Genomic DNA, 16,206 nt, shown 5'->3' on the forward strand with positions numbered 1-16,206 from the left:
GCGTCATTTCTGATCCTGCTGCTAATTGGCGGCGGGACAATCGTAGCGTCGGCGAAGAAGGAATTCGCCGGCCATCCCAAGGGACTTTACGTCCTGTTCTTCGCCGAAATGTGGGAGCGATTCTCCTACTACGGCATGCGCGCGCTGCTGATTTTCTACCTGACCCAGCATTGGCTGTTCAACGACGAGAAGGCGTCCGTCATTTACGGTGCCTACACTGCGCTGGTCTATATCGCGCCGGTGCTCGGCGGTTATCTCGCCGACAAGTATCTCGGGCAACGCAAGGCGGTTCTCTTCGGCGCTGTGCTCCTGACCTGCGGTCACTTCCTGATGGCCTTCGAAGGCGATCCGACGGCTGGCCAGGCCAACCCGATGATCAACGTCTTCTGGGCTGCGCTGGCGTTCATCATCGTCGGCTCGGGCTTCCTCAAGGCGAACATTTCGGTGATCGTCGGCCAGCTCTATCCGCGGACTGACGTCCGTCGCGATGGTGCCTACACGATCTTCTACATGGGCATTAACGTCGGTGCGGCGGTCGGCACGATCATCGCTGGCTACCTCGGCCAGACCTATGGCTGGGCCTACGGCTTCGGCGCTGCCGGTATCGGCATGTTGCTCGGCCTCGTCGTTTTCGTGATCTTCAAGCCGCTGCTTGAAGGCAAGGGCGAAAGCAGCAACCCCGAAGCGCTGACCCGTCCCTACATGGGCATCAAGTTCGAGTGGTTCCTGTACCTCGTCGGCCTGGTAGCCGTCGCGGTTACCTGGTGGCTGGTCCAGAACCAGGCGATTGTCGGAAGCATCCTCGGCGTGTTCGGCGCGATCCTCGTGAGCTATGTCATCTGGCAGGCGATCAAGATCGGCGGGAACGACCGGGACCGAATTTTCGCCGCGATCTTCCTTATCATCGGGTCGATCCTGTTCTGGGCGCTGTTCGAGCAGGCCGGTTCGTCGCTGAACCTGTTCACCGATCGCTATGTCGATCGCCAGGGCGTCGAGGCTTCGCTGTTCCAGTCGATCAACCCGATCTACATCATCCTGCTGGCACCGCTGTTCGCGGGGCTCTGGACGTGGCTTGGGCGCCGTGGGCTTGAGCCTTCGGCTCCGGCCAAGTTCGGTCTTGGCCTGATCCAGCTCGGCCTGGGCTTCCTCGTCCTGGTTTGGGGCGCGGGCGCAGTCGGGATGGAAAATGCCACGCCGGTTCTGTTCATCTTCCTCATCTACCTGCTGCACACGACCGGCGAACTCTGCCTGTCGCCGGTGGGCCTGAGCGCGATGAACCGGCTTGCGCCGAAGCATATGGCGTCGCTCATCATGGGCACCTGGTTCTTCGCCTCGGCGACCGGCAACTTTGTCGCCGGCCTGATCGCCGCTGCGACGGGTTCGGAAGAAGCGTCGGGTGAAGGTGCGGCCAAGGAGGTCGTGCTGTCGGTCTATGACAAGATCGGCTGGGTCTCGGTCGCGGTCGGTGTCGGCGTCATCGTCGTCTCGCCGCTCATCCGCCGCCTGATGCACCTCGACACCCTCCGGGACGACGAGGAGTTGGCAGGCATGAGTGAGCTTGGTGAACCGCAGGCCGCGGGCACCAACCTTACCGGGGAGACCAAGGCCTGATGCACGGCCTGGCCAGCAAGAGGGTCGCGGGGGCAGTAATTGCCGCCGCGGCCCTCGCCGCCTGCATCCCGCAGGCCAAGCCGAAACCGGGCGCGATCCGGATCAATGAGAACCCCTATCCGTCGACCTACCGGGCTTATCCGGGGGCAGTGACGGTGATCCGCAACGCCACCATCCTCGATGGCGAAGGCGGGCGGATCGAGGCCGGGACCGTGGTCTTGGCCGACGGCAAGGTGCAGGCAGTAGGCGGCGCAGACATTGCGGCACCTGCCGGTGCCTATGAAATCGATGCCGCCGGGCGTTACGTGACGCCGGGGATTATCGACGTTCATAGCCATTTGGGCGATTATCCGTCGCCAGGCACGGCATCTCACAGCGATGGCAACGAAGCGACCAGCCCGGCCCGGCCCGAAGTGTGGGCCGAGCATAGCGTCTGGCCGCAGGATCCCGGATTCTCGCGCGCCCTTGCTAATGGCGGGGTGACGTCGCTGCAGATCCTTCCCGGCTCGGCCAACCTGTTCGGTGGGCGATCGGTGACACTGAAAAATGTCCCTGCGCGCACGATGCAGGGAATGAAGTTTCCGGGCGCTCCCTATGGGCTGAAAATGGCCTGCGGCGAAAATCCGAAACGGGTTTACGGCGGCAAGGGGCAGATGCCCGCGACGCGGATGGGCAATATCGCTTACGTCCGCCAGACCTGGGCCAAGGCGCAAGAATATCGCCGCAAGTGGCGCAAATATGAAACCGCCGGGGGCGAAATTCCCGCCCGCGATCTGGCGATGGACACGCTGCGCGGTGTGCTGGACGGCAAGATCCTGATCCACAACCATTGCTACCGTGCCGACGAAATGGCGATCATGATCGATGTCGCCAAGGAGTTTGGCTACAAGATCGCCAGCTTCCAGCACGGCGTCGAAGCCTACAAGGTCGCCGACCTGATGCGGGAGAACGGGATCTGCGGCGCGCTTTGGGCCGACTGGTACGGATTCAAGATGGAAAGCTACGACGCGATCAACGAGAACATCGCGTTCGTCCACAATGCCGGGGCCTGCGCGATCGTGCACTCTGACGATCCCAACGGCATCCAGCGGCTGAACCAGGAAGCTGCAAAGGCCATGGCTGCGGGGCGTCGCGCCGGCATCAATATCAGCGAGGAAGTGGCCTGGACCTGGCTCAGTGCCAACCCGGCGCGTTCGCTCGGAATTTTCGACCAGACGGGCAGTTTGAAGCCCGGCAAGATGGCCGATGTCGTGCTGTGGAACGGAAATCCCTTCAGCGCCTATACCCGGCCTGAGCGGGTATGGATCGACGGCACCTTGCTCTACGATGCTGCCAATCCGCGGCTTCGACCGGTCAGCGATTTCGAGCTTGGCCAGCCGGGCGAGGGAGATGTGAAATGACGCGCCTTGCGCTCATTGCTGCGGCGCTGCTGGCAAGCGCGGCGCCGCTCACGGCTCAGACCGTGGCAATCGTCAATGGAACCGTGGCGCTGGGTGACGGTTCGGAGCCGATCCAGGGCGGAACGGTGGTTGTACGCGACGGCCGTGTTCTTGCCGCTGGCGCCAATGTTGCTGTCCCGGGGGGTGCCGAAGTTATCGACGCCTCGGGCAAGTGGGTGACGCCCGGTATTGTCGCCGGTTTTTCGCGGCTTGGCCTGGCCGAAGTCGATTTGGGCGCCGAAGGATCGGATGATACCGAAACGCGCAACAGCCCGTTCGGCGCGGCGCTCGATGTCGCTCCGGCGATCAACCCGATGGCCTCGACCATCGCGGTCAGTCGGGCCGACGGGGTCACAAGGGCGGTCGTCGCGCCGGTTGCCGGGCGGAGCATTTTCGCAGGGCAGGGCGCGGTAATCGATACCGGCGCCGATATGGAAGCGGTCGTCAAATCGCGCGTCTTTCAGTTCGTCGAAATGGGCGAGGGGGGCGCGGAGCGGGCCGGTGGATCCAGAGCCTCGACCTTCGCCTTGTTCCGCAACGCTCTTCGCGAAGCTGCACAGCTGGGGCGCAATGTCGGTCCGCTCACTGTCGGTGGCGACACGCCCGACGCACGGACCAGGCCGGTCGTGCAAAATCCCAATGAATCGCGGCTTTATACCACCGACGTGCGGCGCGGCGATGACGTGCTTCTCAACCGGTTCGATGCGGCTGCTCTTGTCCCCGTGTTGCGCGGAAACCAGCTTCTGCTGGTCCATGTCGAACGGGCACGGGACATTTTGAACGTTCTCGATCTCAAGCGCGAATTTCCCAATCTCAAGCTGGCGCTGGTCGGCGTGACCGAAGGGTGGCTCGTGGCGGATCGGATCGCGCAGTCGGGCGTGTGGGTGATCGCATCGGCGCTCAATGACTTGCCCGCGAGCTTCGAAATGCTCGGTGCGACCCAGTCCAACGTCGGGCGAATGCGCAATGCCGGGGTCAAGGTCGCGATCGGAATGATCGACGATAATGACACGCGCTACGTCCGCAACCAGCGGCAATATGCCGGAAACCTGGTGGCGCTCACCAAGGTCCCGGGCGCATCGGGGGTCAGCTGGAGCGAGGCTTTTGCAATGATTTCCTCACGGCCGGCAGAAGCGGTCGGGCTGGGGCGGGAGATCGGCAGCCTGGCAGCCGGGCGCCGTGGTGACGTCGTCATCTGGTCGGGCGATCCGCTCGATCTTGCGTCCGCGGCAGAGGCAGTGTGGATCGACGGAGTTCGACAGCCGCTCGACAATCACCAGACCAAGCTGCGTGACCGCTATCGGTCGCTGGATCGCCAGACGCTGCCCGAGGCCTATCGCAAATGAGCTGGCACGGGGTGCTGATTCTGGCACTCGCGGCCTTTATCGGGACCCACTTCCTGCTCTCGCATCCGCTTCGCGCACCGCTCGTCGCGTGGGTCGGGGAGAAGGCCTTTGCCGGCATCTATTCCCTGGTTGCGCTGATCACATTCGCCTGGGCGATGTGGGCCTATCCGCTGGCTTCGGCTGAGGCGCCGCAACTCTTGTGGGACGCTGGGCGCGCAGGTTTTGCTGCGGGCACCGTGCTGATGTGGTTGGGATCGGTACTGTTTATGGGGTCATTGCGGCGAAATCCGGCTTTCCCCCAACCGGGCAAGCGGGTTGCAAGCATCGGTGTACCGCGCGGTGTTTTCGCCATCACCCGCCACCCGATGATGTGGGGGTTTGCTCTATGGGCCGTGACCCACATCATCGTGAACCCCACTCCAGCTAGTGTGATCCTGAGTGTCGCAATCGCATTTCTCGCGCTCGCCGGGTCGGTGATGCAGGACGTGAAGAAGCGAAAGCTGCTCGGCGGGACCTGGGTCGCATGGCAGGAGAAGACCTCCTTCATCCCTTATGGTCGCGGGTTTAGGTCCGCCGACGGCTTCGCACTGGTGACCGGTACGCTGCTGTGGCTGGGAGCGACCTGGGCGCATGGCGCGCTAGGCTATCGGGAAGCCGGAATCTGGGCCTTTGTCGGTTAGGCCTTTCAAGCTAATGCGCCGCTGATGGGACGCAAATTTTTTGGAACTGACGGGATTCGCGGGCGCACCAATGTCGCTCCGATGACCGCCGATACGGCAATGCGGGTCGGCCAGGCCGCCGGCACCTTTTTCCTGCGTGGCGATCACCGGCACCGGGTGGTGATCGGCAAGGACACCCGCTTGTCGGGCTACATGATGGAATCGGCGATGGTCGCCGGTTTCACCTCGGTCGGCATGGACGTGATCCTGCTTGGTCCTATGCCCACCCCAGCGGTTGCGATGCTCACGAAGGAATTGCGCGCCGATTTAGGCGTGATGATTTCTGCCAGTCACAATCCCTTCGCCGACAATGGGATCAAGCTGTTCGGACCGGACGGCTACAAGCTCAGCGACAGCACGGAACTCGCGATCGAAGTACTGATGGGTGAGCCAGCGGAGCTGATCGACGCGCCAAAGGTCGGAAGAGCCAAGCGCATCGACGATGCCCGCGGCCGATATATCCATTTCGCCAAGAAGACTTTCCCCGATCAATTGCGGCTCGACGGGCTGAAGGTCGTGATCGATTGCGCGAATGGCGCGGCCTATCAGGTTGCCCCTGATGCGCTGTGGGAGCTGGGCGCCGATATTATCCCACTCGGCACCAAACCCAACGGCACGAACATCAATGACGGGTGCGGATCTACCGCGCCGCAGTTGCTGCGGGAAACGGTAGTCGCCTCAGGCGCCGACCTAGGCCTGGCGCTGGACGGCGATGCCGACCGGTTGATCGTCATCGACGAGAAGGGCGAACTGGTCGATGGCGATCAGCTGATGGCGCTGATCGCCTTGTGCCAGCAGTCGCGCGGAACGTTGCGCGGGGACGGGATTGTCGCGACGGTGATGTCCAACCTGGGGCTCGAACGAAAGCTTGGGGACCACGGACTTGCCTTGCACCGGACGGCGGTTGGCGACCGCTATGTGCTGGAAGGTATGCGCGAGCGGGGCTGCAATGTCGGGGGCGAACAGTCAGGTCACATTATTTTGTCTGACCATGCGACGACTGGCGATGGCCTGGTCGCGGGCCTCCAAGTGTTGTCGGCGCTGGTCGAGCAGGGCAAGCCCGCCAGCGAAGTCCTGCACATGTTCGAGCCGGTACCGCAGCTACTCAAGAATGTGCGCTTCGGTGGAGGCACTCCGCTAGAGACTGACAGCGTCAAGAAGGCGATCGCAGGAGCGGAATCCGAACTTGGCGACCGTGGCCGGCTGGTGATCCGGAAATCGGGCACCGAGCCGCTGATTCGGGTTATGGCCGAAGGCGACGACCCGGCGATGGTCGAGCGGCTGGTCGATCGCATCTGCGATGCGGTTGCGGCTGCTTAAGACATTGGCGCTAAGGCCATTGCCATGACCGCCAAAACTCCCCGCATCCTGATTATCGCCGGATCCGATTCCGGAGGCGGGGCGGGCATCCAGGCGGACATCAAGACTGTTACGATGCTCGGCGGCCATGCCATGACCGCGGTAACTGCGGTGACCGCGCAGAATACCAAGGGCGTCACGGCCGTCCATGCGATCCCCACCGAGACCGTGCTGGCGCAGATCGATGCCGTGGTTGAGGACATCGGCGTCGATGCGGTCAAGATCGGCATGATCGGATCGCCTTTCACCGCGCTGCACATCGCCGCGCGCCTCGAGAAACTGGACGGTGTGCCAATCGTCTTCGACCCGGTGATGGTGGCGACAAGCGGTGCGACGCTCGCCGACGACCCTACGATCGCTGCTTTCGGCAAGCTGATGGAAGTGTCCGCGGTCGCGACTCCGAACCTCCCTGAACTGCGCAGGCTGACGGGGCAGGACGATGAAGTGGCGGCCGCGCTCGACCTGGTGTCGCGCCATGGTTGCGCGGTGCTGATCAAGGGCGGGCATGAGGAAGGCGATGCCCTTGCCGATGCGTTGATCGAAGAAGATAATATGACCAGCTGGCAGGGTCAGCGGATTCACACCAGTTCGACCCATGGCACAGGTTGTACGCTGGCCAGCGGAATTGCCTTCTATCTTGGAGCGGGACTTCCCCTGTCCCAGGCGGTCGAGCGGGCGCGCTTGTTTGTCCGCATGGCGCTGCACGAGGCGCCCGGATTGGGACAAGGCCACGGCCCGCTTGGCCACTACGCGGTCAAGCTTGATACTGGCCTTGGGCTTCGGCTCAACCAGGTCACAGTGACCGGCAAGGATTATGCCAAGATGGTTGATTTCTATCGGCGGCTTGGTCTCAAGCAGATCGTCGATAGCCCGGAAAATCACTACGCGCGGTTCGAGGCGGGCGCTGCGACTTTCTCGGTGCAATGCGATCCCGAGGCGGAAATCGGGGAGACGGTGGCGGTCTATTTTGAATGCGACGATCTCGACCAGCGGGTCGAGCAGCTGGCGCGTTCGGGCATTCCGTTCGAACATGGTCCACGCAACCAACCCTGGATGTGGCGCGAAGCGCGGCTGCGCGATCCATCGGGAAACACGGTATTTCTCTATCGTGCAGGCGAGAACCGACGCTTTCCTCCGTGGCGCATGGCGGAATAATCCACAAAAATTTCAAACGGATGGTGGCAGCGACCGGCAAGGCTGGCTAGCATCGAGAGGCAATGAAGCGACCCTGTTTCAAGCTTGAACTTCCGTTTCCGCAACCTCTCGCCGGGGTCGATGAGGCCGGCTGCGCGCCGCTCGCGGGTCCCGTGGTGGCCGCGGCGGTGGTGCTCGATCGGGAGAAATTCCCACGCGGGATCGACGATTCCAAAAAGCTCGACCTTCCAACCCGCGAAGCCATCTTCGGGCGGTTGCAGAAGGTCGCCCGGATCGGGGTGGGCATGGCGAGCGTCGAGGAAATCGACCAGATCAACATCTACTGGGCACGAATGCTGGCGATGAGCCGCGCGGTCGAGGCGCTGGGCTTCGAACCAGCGTGGGTGCTGGTGGATGGCAATGCCACGCCGCGTTGGCAGCGCCCTTCCAAGGCGATCATCTCGGGTGACGCCAAGTGCCGCTCGATCGCTGCTGCGTCGATCGTCGCAAAGGTAACGCGCGACCGGATCATGGCTGACTATGCGCGCGACTATCCGGGCTACGGATGGGAAACCAATCGCGGCTATCCGACACCGGCACATATCCGCGCGCTCGACGAGCTTGGCTTGACGCCGCTTCATCGCAAGAGCTTCGGCCGGGTGAGGGAACGGGCTCAGATCAGCCTGCCGCTGGAATAATTTCGGCGCCGAGTCTTTCGAGTTACACCACTAGGGATTGAGTCCTGCAATTCCATCGGGACTCAACATCTTGTGGCTGCGCGCCCACGGATTCCTTTTGTTCTCCACTAGCTGGCGCCCTGCTTTCCTCCGCCTGCCTTGACCGCGACTCCGGCCTGAATCATCGCTGGGTGGAGCGAAGGGGAAGTGTTTCAATGACTATCATCGTGCCCGTATCGGAGAGCCCGGGGCGTTCGCGCCCGCGCACCAGTCCTCGCGCCGTCGGCCGCGATTTGCCCCTTGATGAAATTCTCGTCGGTGACTGCATCGCGCAGATGGCGAAGCTTCCCGCCAAGAGCGTGGACATGATCTTTGCCGATCCGCCGTACAACCTTCAGCTTGGCGGTGACCTGATGCGACCCGAGGGCAGCAAGGTCGACGCCTGCGATGACGATTGGGACAAGTTCGACAGCCTCGCCGCCTATGACGATTTCACCCGCGAGTGGCTGGCCGAGGCGCGGCGCATCCTGAAGGACAATGGCACGATCTGGGTGATCGGCAGCTATCACAACATCTATCGGTGCGGGGCATTGCTGCAGGATGCTGATTTCTGGATCTTGAACGATATCGTGTGGCGCAAGGCCAATCCGATGCCCAACTTCCGCGGTACCCGTTTTACCAATGCGCATGAAACCTTGCTGTGGTGCGCCAAGGACGAAAAGGCCCGCTACACCTTCAATTACCAGGCAATGAAGGCGCTCAATGACGACCTTCAAATGCGCTCCGACTGGGTGCTGCCGATCTGCTCCGGCTCTGAGCGCTGCAAGGATGACAAGGGCGACAAGGCGCACCCAACTCAAAAGCCCGAAGCGCTGCTTTACCGGATCCTTCTTGCCTGCACCAAGCCGGGCGATGTCGTGCTCGATCCCTTCTTCGGAACCGGAACGACGGGCGCGGTTGCCCGTCGGCTTGGCCGTCGCTGGATCGGGATTGAGCGTGAACCTGCATATATCAAGGTCGCGGCGCGCCGGATCGCAGAGGCGCTGCCGCTCGATGAAAGCTCGATGACGACGATGATCGACAAAAGGTCGGCGCCGCGCGTGGCTTTTGGCCTGCTGGTCGAAAGCGGACTTGTTCCGCCAGGCACAGTCCTGACGGATGCGAAGCGTCGATGGTCGGCCAGCGTTCGCGCCGACGGTTCGATCGAGGCCGAGGGGACGGCTGGATCGATCCACAAGGTCGGTGCCGCCCTTCAAGGCGCCCCGAGCTGCAATGGCTGGACCTTCTGGCACGTAGAGATTGGAGGCAGGTTGCAGCCTGTCGACACGCTTCGTCAGCAGCATCTCGCGTCGCTATAGCGCACCAATGCGCACGCTTATTCGTCCTACGGGCTTCGTAGATTCTCCGTTCGGCCATGACGGCAAGGTCGCGCGGCTCGCCGGGGGGCTGAACTGGTTCGCTTCGGTAGAACTGATCCATCCCGATGGCCGCCGAGAGCTAGCCCCGGTGGAGGGGATCGAAGACCGGTTTGACGATGCGATGGCAGCAGACTGGACGAGGATCACTGCCGCACGTCAGCCGTTGCAGCTTGGTCAGCGGACCATTCGGCTCGACCAGCCCCAGGTTATGGGCATCCTCAACGCAACGCCTGACAGTTTTTCCGATGGTGGCTCCTATGCTGAGCCCGGCGCAGCTGGGCAGGCCGGGGGGCTCATGGCATCGCAGGGCGCGGCAATCATCGACGTTGGCGGGGAGTCGACGAGGCCAGGTGCGACGACTGTTTGGGAAGGCGATGAACTGGAGCGCGTGCTGCCTGTCGTCCAGCAGCTCGCGGCCTCGGGGCATGCGGTTTCGATCGACACACGGAAGGCCGGGGTGATGGCTGCGGCAGTCGAGCAGGGCGCGGCGATGGTCAACGACGTCACGGCGCTAAGCTGGGATCCGCAGTCGGCAGCCGCCGTCGCGAGCGCGGACGTGCCAGTAGTGCTGATGCATCATCAGGGTGACCCGACGACCATGCAGGATGCGCCGCGCTATGGCGATGTTCTGGTGGAAGTGTTCGAATGGCTGGAAGACCGGATCGCATTCGCCATTGATGCTGGGATCGCCCGTGACCGGATCCTGGTCGACCCTGGGATAGGGTTCGGCAAAACAGTCGCACACAATCTTGAACTCATGAACGGGCTCGCGCTGTTTCACGGACTGGGCTGCCCGATTGTGCTGGGCGCCAGCCGCAAGCGAACGATTGGGGCACTCAGCAACGAGGCGCCGGTTGATCAGCGTATCGGTGGCTCACTGATCTTGGCGCAGAAGGCGATGGAACAGGGCGCGCAGATCCTGCGGGTACATGACGTCTTTGAGACGGTGCAGTCACTGAAAGTGTGGCGTGGCCTTCGTGATCAGGCTCTGACCCCGAAGCGTTAGGCGGCGCTGTCGATCCCAAGTTCGCTAAGTTTGCGATAGAGGGTGGAACGGCCAATCCCCAGCCGGCGAGCGACTTCGGTCATGCGGCCGCGATAATGGCCGATGGCGAGCCGAATGATGTCAGCTTCGATGTCGCTCAACGAGCGAAGGTGACCATCTTGTTCATAGAGGGTCACACCGGGTGCGCCGGACATGGCCGCGTCGGTCGAAGCCTTGCCGATATCGGGTGAAATGTCGCCCCGGCGGCCTGAAAAGCGCGACTGGATGGCGATATGTGGAAAGTCGTCTGCGGTCAGCGAGTTGCCGTCCGCCTGCAGCGCAGCGCGGAATAACACGCCAGCGAGCTGGCGAACATTGCCTGGCCAGCCATAGCGCATCAGGACGGTCAGCGCGTCATTGCCGATGGAGAGGGAGCGCATTCCCGGTTCGTCGGCAAAGCGTGCGAGAAAATGGCGGGCGAGGGCGGGGATGTCGCCGCTTCGATCGCGCAGCGGCGGAAGTGCAACCGTGGCGGAAGCGATACGCTCGGCAAGCCCAGGATGAAAATCCTCGGGCAAGGCGCGGCTGGAGGTGGCGATTATTCGCACATCGACCGAATTGGAGCCGTTGCAACCGACCGGACGTACTTCTCCAGTCGCCAGCACGCGGTCGAGCTTAGCCTGTGTCTCAGCAGGGAGCGCGCCGATTTCATCCAGCAGCAAGGTGCCAGTATCGGACTCCACGAGCTTGCCGACCCGTTCCGCGAAGGCACCCGGAAATGCGCCGGGCATATGACCGAACAGTTCGCTATCGATGATGTTGGCAGCGATCGCCTTGCAATCGAGCTGGACCAGCGGGCCGCGACTGCGCAGGCTGGCATGATGAATTGCCCGCGCGATTGTTTCCTTGCCGCTGCCCGCTTCCCCCACGATTAGGATCGGCAGACGGTTCCGCGCGGCCTTGGCGGCTACGGCCAGCGCAGTTCGAAATTGGGGAGAGGCACCGACCATTTGGTCGAGCGGCAGTTCAGGCGCGATCTTTTCAGATAGGGGGGCAAGTTCGCCAACGGCACGTCGCCGGTCAGCATGGGCCGCGAGCGCGTCGAGCAGGCGTTCGGGCGCAATCGGCTTGGCGAGATAGTCCGACGCGCCGGCGCGCATCGCGTCCACAGCTAGCGCGATTGACCCCGCATCGGCCAAGGCAATGATCGGTAGAGAGGGTCTTGATTGGCGAATGGCCGCAATCAGTTCCGGACCGGCTTCGCCATTCCAACTCGACAGGATCGCGGCGCGAACTTCGCGGCCGTGGGGTCCTTGGAGCAAGGCAACTGCCGTTTCGAGGTCCGCCGCGCCCACCGTACTCCAGCCGGCTCGCGAGGCAACGGCCGACAATTGCCGCCGCTCATGGGCATCGGCATCGACCAGCAGCAGGGACCGGAGCGTTTCCTCACGCATGTGGGTCTATCTAGCGGCAAGGAGTAAAGCAGCACTTAAGGACCGACCGAAAAAATGCCCTTGGGCAGGGACGCGGGGCTTGTTAAGACGCTTCCGAAACTCAGCTTCCAGGGAACATGCCACATGGCCGACAACAAGGCTCATCCGACCGCAACCGAGATGGATTATCCGGCGCATCACCGTAATTACGACGGCTTCCTGAAGCTGTTGAAGTGGGGCTCCATCCTGACCGCGATCGTAACTGCCGCGGTCATCTACATCATCGCAAATTAGGCCGACCGGTTGAAGGTCGCCGTCCTCGCAGAAGCCGCTGGCGAAACCCGGGTTTCGGCTATTCCCGAAACCGTGAAGAAATTCGCCGCGCTCGGCGCAAGTGTCGCGGTCGAACGCGGTGCGGGCCTTGCCGCGACCATTAGCGACGCGGATTTCGAAGCGGCGGGAGCTACGACGGGAACACGCCCTGAGGTGCTTGATGGCGCTGACTTGATCTTCAGCGTCACCGGCCCCGAACCCGCCAGCCTGGCAGGCGCCAAGGAGGGCGCACTGCTGGTTGGCGCACTGGATCCCCTGCGGCGACGCGATGTAATCGAAGCCTATGCCTCTGCGGGCATCGAGGCGCTTGCACTTGAGTGGATGCCTCGCATTACTCGCGCCCAGTCGATGGACATCCTGTCGTCCCAGTCGAATTTATCCGGTTACAAGGCGGTGGTGGACGCTGCTGCGGCGTTCGGTCGCGCCTTCCCGATGATGATGACGGCCGCGGGCACGGTTCATCCCGCAAAGCTGTTCGTCATGGGTGTCGGGGTGGCCGGACTTCAGGCAATTGCCACTGGGCGTCGCCTGGGGGCACAGGTCAGCGCGACCGACGTTCGTTCCGCGACACGAGAACAGATCCAGTCACTGGGCGCCAAGCCGATCTTCGTCGAGGGCGTTCAGGGCATCGAGGGGGAAGGTCAGGGCGGCTACGCCGGGGAAACTTCTGCCGAATACCAAAAAGCCCAGGCCGAACTGGTCAGCGGACATATCGCCAAGCAGGACATTGTCATTACGACAGCGCTAATCCCGGGGCGCCCGGCGCCGCGCCTGATCAGTGACGCTCAATTGGCGACAATGAAACCAGGCAGCGTCATCGTTGACTTGGCAGCCGAAGCCGGGGGCAACGTAGAGGGATGTGTTGCGGGCGAGACTGTTCAGCTTCACGGGGTCAAAATAATTGGCGCAGTCCAGTTGGCCCGGACTCTTCCCGCCGACGCGTCGGCCCTATTTTCGCGCAACATTGCGAACTTCGTCGCTGCATTCTGGGACAAGGACGCGGGGCGCCTTGCACTACCCGACGATGATGAAATCGTCTCGGCGGTTCGGCTGACGAAGAATGGCAAGATCGTTAACGCTCGCCTGACCGGCTGAGTATTTCCTGAGGGTTGGGGTGGGGCAGGTCCTGAAAACCCTGCGCCGAGAAGTCGTGCCGCAAGCCTGAACCACGGACATGCAAAGAGACGATCTACGCCGAGCCGCAGATCGTCCACATTGCTGAAATCATGTGCCAGCCCGAAGGCCGGCAAGCGCCTTAGGCGGTGCCGCCGCCGTGACCCCATCCATGGCCGAAAAGCCAGGACCAGAGACCGCGCTGCGTCTGAACTTTCTTCATGATCGTCCCCTGTCGTTACACGGCGACTCATGCCGTAGACGGAGACGTTAACCTTAATCGAAATGGTTAGCAAGAAATTTACCAAGTCATGCGACCCGCCTCTTGCGTTCCGCAAGTAGTCGCTTGGTCAAATCGTTAACGCTGCTTGGGCGGCCGACGACAAACCCTTGAGCGACTTCGCATTTCATTGCGACGAGCATGTCGAGCAGTTCGCGGGTCTCGACACCTTCGGCGACGACCCGGCGGCCGAGCGAGTGGGCGAGAGCAATCGTCGACTGGACCATGACCAGGTCGCTACGATGGTCGCGCATGGACTTCACGAAACCCTGGTCGATCTTGATCTCGCCGGCAGGGATTTTCTTCAGATATTCGAGCGTGGACAGGCCCGTGCCATAGTCGTCGATCGAGATGTTCACACCGAGATCCCGAAGGCCAAACAGGGGGGCGGTACCTGAACCGCTGGCCATCGCCGCGGTCTCGGTCAGCTCGAGCGTCAGGCGGGCAGGATCAAGACCGTGTCGGTCGAGGACTTCCTTCACCTTGGACAAGAGTGACTTGTCGGTGAGCATGCGGGCAGAAAGGTTCACCGCCATGTCGAAGTCGCCATATTCGCGGTTTATCCGCGCGGCCTCGGCGACCGCCTTATCGAGCACGAACATCGTGAGCTTCTCGATCCGATCACTTTGTTCGGCCGCAGTAACGAACTCGACTGGGCTGATCGGACCCTTTTCCGGATGTGTCCACCGGGCAAGCGCCTCCGCACCCCTGATCAGGTTTGTCCGAAGATCGAGCTGGGGCTGGAAGGCGACCCACACCTGGCCATGGTCAATGGCATCGTCGAGCTGACTAAGCAGCGAAAGGCGCCAGTCGACGTCCTTGAGACGTTCAGGATCGTGATATTTCCAGCGCAGGCCCTCGCTGCTCGCCTCATCAGCGGCAACAAGCGCGCTTTGCAGGCGATTTGCGAGAGTGCGACCGCTTCCGATTTCGACACCGAAACTGATCGCAATATCGAACGGGCGGCGATCGACCTTAGCGGGGCTCCGGAACAGAGCGTGCAGCGCTTCAATATGATGACCGATGGCGGTGGTGCTCGGCACGGTCCAGGCGAAGATGCCTTCGTCGCCCTGGTAGATTGTTGAAACTTCCGAGCCGACCCGGAGGCGAGATGTGATCTGGCCGACCAGCGCTTTTTCCTGCGCGATCGTCAGCGTGGAGACGATCTGGGGATAGTTGATGACGCGGGCCACAACCAGCGGCCGATTACGCTCGCCGCGCGAACGGCGCAGCGCGGTGAGATTGGGAAGACCGCTAACGACATTTGTGAGGCCGCGGCGCCTGGCTTGCTCAATGACGATGCCGACCGCGACCCAAAGAAGGGCGAACATCCCAGGCGTGATGTCGAAGAATATCTGTGAGCGTTCGCTAACCAGCGGCGCGGTGATCAGCACCGCCAAAGTTGCGCTGATGGCTGCGAGCTGGGTCGTGGGTCCAAGGCGCGCGGTCAGCAGCAGCGTGGCTGCTGCCAACAGGAATGCTGGAATCCATCCGAAGTCGACCGGTGCGCCATCAAGCATCGTCTCGGCGCCGATCATGTGAATGTAGACGCCGCTGATGCGCCCCCAGCCAGGCACGTTCCACTGGTCGCCAAGTCGATTTGACACAGGAGCAATGACCGCGGTCTTGCCGGTCAGCATCGTGGCGGGGATACGCCCGGCCATAACGTCCGAGGCGCTTACGACAGGGATGCTTTCAGGCGAATAGCTGTAATCGACGCGAAATTCGTCAGTCGTCGGCTTCTCTACCGATGCCAGGGCCATGGCCATCGACGGGATGACAGTCGAGCCGTAGCGGGCGCCTCCGGGGAGGCGCCATACCTCATTGGCGTAATTGTAATACATGCCGGTGCTTGCCAGCTTCACATGGCGTTCGAACTCGGGGAGGGCGCCGATTTCAGTCCGGCTGCCCTGTTGCGGGCCGACACGCGGCAGATAGCCGACGGTGACGTCGCCCGAGCTAGCGAAGGCCTGTTCGAGCCGCTTGTCTTCGCGCGCAGTCGTCCGCTCGGAAAACAGCCAGTCATGGACCTGCTTTTTGGGTTTGGCCTTTTCGATCGCCTCAACGAGCTGGGCATAACGGCTGCGCGGCCAGGGCCAGCGGCCTACATCGCGCAGCGACTTTTCGTCGACCGCTACCAGCACGATCTGGCCGCTGACCGGCTTTTCGTTGATGTGATTTCGGACGATGCGAAGGCGATCCTCGACATATTCGCCAGCGCCGATCAAGCCGAACAACAGGCTCATGGCCAGCGCCCAGCCAAGCAGCTTGGCTGGCCGGAAAGGCCCGGCATTCCTGTCTTGGCGCTTCATCCATCGCATGGACGGGCAAATCCTCTGTCGCTCCTCCTGCCTATGCC

13 protein-coding genes are annotated in these 16,206 nt (G+C 62.4%); 11 read left to right on the top strand and 2 right to left on the bottom strand.

The features are described from left to right. Positions 1-24: 24 nt before the first annotated feature. The 9 genes from FMM02_RS10795 (at position 25) to folP (ending at position 10,709) form a co-directional block, all read left to right on the top strand. Entirely contained in the window at positions 25-1,611 is a 1,587-nt protein-coding gene (locus FMM02_RS10795) for a peptide MFS transporter (protein WP_246104870.1), read from the top strand. After that, positions 1,611-3,011 (top strand): amidohydrolase, encoded by a 1,401-nt coding sequence (locus FMM02_RS10800; protein WP_147494844.1) that lies wholly within the window; start codon positions 1,611-1,613, stop codon positions 3,009-3,011. The genes FMM02_RS10795 and FMM02_RS10800 overlap by 1 nt, the downstream gene beginning before the upstream one ends. Next, positions 3,008-4,396 (top strand): amidohydrolase family protein, encoded by a 1,389-nt coding sequence (locus tag FMM02_RS10805; protein WP_147494845.1) that lies wholly within the window; start codon positions 3,008-3,010, stop codon positions 4,394-4,396. Before FMM02_RS10800 ends, FMM02_RS10805 begins: the two co-directional genes overlap by 4 nt. After that, the gene (locus FMM02_RS10810; protein WP_147494846.1) at positions 4,393-5,076 is read left to right on the top strand and encodes an NnrU family protein; all 684 of its coding nucleotides are present in this window, start codon (positions 4,393-4,395) and stop codon (positions 5,074-5,076) included. Before FMM02_RS10805 ends, FMM02_RS10810 begins: the two co-directional genes overlap by 4 nt. 24 nt (positions 5,077-5,100) lie before the next feature. Further along, positions 5,101-6,435 (top strand): phosphoglucosamine mutase, encoded by a 1,335-nt coding sequence (glmM, locus tag FMM02_RS10815; RefSeq protein ID WP_147494847.1) that lies wholly within the window; start codon positions 5,101-5,103, stop codon positions 6,433-6,435. Between the two features lie 24 nt (positions 6,436-6,459). Continuing rightward, entirely contained in the window at positions 6,460-7,629 is a 1,170-nt protein-coding gene (gene thiD / locus FMM02_RS10820) for a bifunctional hydroxymethylpyrimidine kinase/phosphomethylpyrimidine kinase (RefSeq protein ID WP_147494848.1), read from the top strand. Positions 7,630-7,691: 62 nt separating this feature from the next. Continuing rightward, positions 7,692-8,306, top strand: a complete 615-nt coding sequence (locus FMM02_RS10825) for a ribonuclease HII (protein WP_147494849.1) — start codon at positions 7,692-7,694, stop codon at positions 8,304-8,306. Between the two features lie 194 nt (positions 8,307-8,500). After that, a complete protein-coding gene (locus FMM02_RS10830; protein ID WP_147494850.1) occupies positions 8,501-9,643 on the top strand; it encodes a site-specific DNA-methyltransferase in 1,143 nt (380 codons plus the stop codon). Between the two features lie 7 nt (positions 9,644-9,650). Continuing rightward, positions 9,651-10,709: a dihydropteroate synthase gene (gene folP / locus FMM02_RS10835; RefSeq protein ID WP_147494851.1), complete on the top strand. Its 1,059-nt coding sequence runs from the start codon at positions 9,651-9,653 to the stop codon at positions 10,707-10,709. On the opposite strand, the gene FMM02_RS10840 is transcribed toward folP, so the two are convergent. Continuing rightward, positions 10,706-12,142 (bottom strand): sigma-54-dependent transcriptional regulator, encoded by a 1,437-nt coding sequence (locus FMM02_RS10840; RefSeq protein WP_147494852.1) that lies wholly within the window; start codon positions 12,140-12,142, stop codon positions 10,706-10,708. The two genes, folP and FMM02_RS10840, sit on opposite strands and share 4 nt — an antisense overlap. 123 nt (positions 12,143-12,265) lie before the next feature. On the opposite strand from FMM02_RS10840, the gene FMM02_RS10845 reads away from it, so the two are divergent. Together FMM02_RS10845 and FMM02_RS10850 are read left to right on the top strand one after the other, a co-directional pair. Continuing rightward, the gene (locus FMM02_RS10845; RefSeq protein WP_147494853.1) at positions 12,266-12,415 is read left to right on the top strand and encodes an aa3-type cytochrome c oxidase subunit IV; all 150 of its coding nucleotides are present in this window, start codon (positions 12,266-12,268) and stop codon (positions 12,413-12,415) included. A 9-nt stretch (positions 12,416-12,424) separates the two neighbouring features. Then, positions 12,425-13,549 (top strand): NAD(P) transhydrogenase subunit alpha, encoded by a 1,125-nt coding sequence (locus FMM02_RS10850; RefSeq protein WP_147494854.1) that lies wholly within the window; start codon positions 12,425-12,427, stop codon positions 13,547-13,549. Between the two features lie 327 nt (positions 13,550-13,876). On the opposite strand, the gene FMM02_RS10855 is transcribed toward FMM02_RS10850, so the two are convergent. Then, positions 13,877-16,159, bottom strand: coding sequence for an EAL domain-containing protein (locus tag FMM02_RS10855; protein ID WP_187107777.1), 2,283 nt, complete (start codon positions 16,157-16,159; stop codon positions 13,877-13,879). Between the last annotated feature and the right edge of the window lie 47 nt (positions 16,160-16,206).

Origin of the sequence: Sphingomonas xanthus (assembly GCF_007998985.1) — a bacterium.
GTDB lineage: Bacteria > Pseudomonadota > Alphaproteobacteria > Sphingomonadales > Sphingomonadaceae > Sphingomicrobium > Sphingomicrobium xanthum.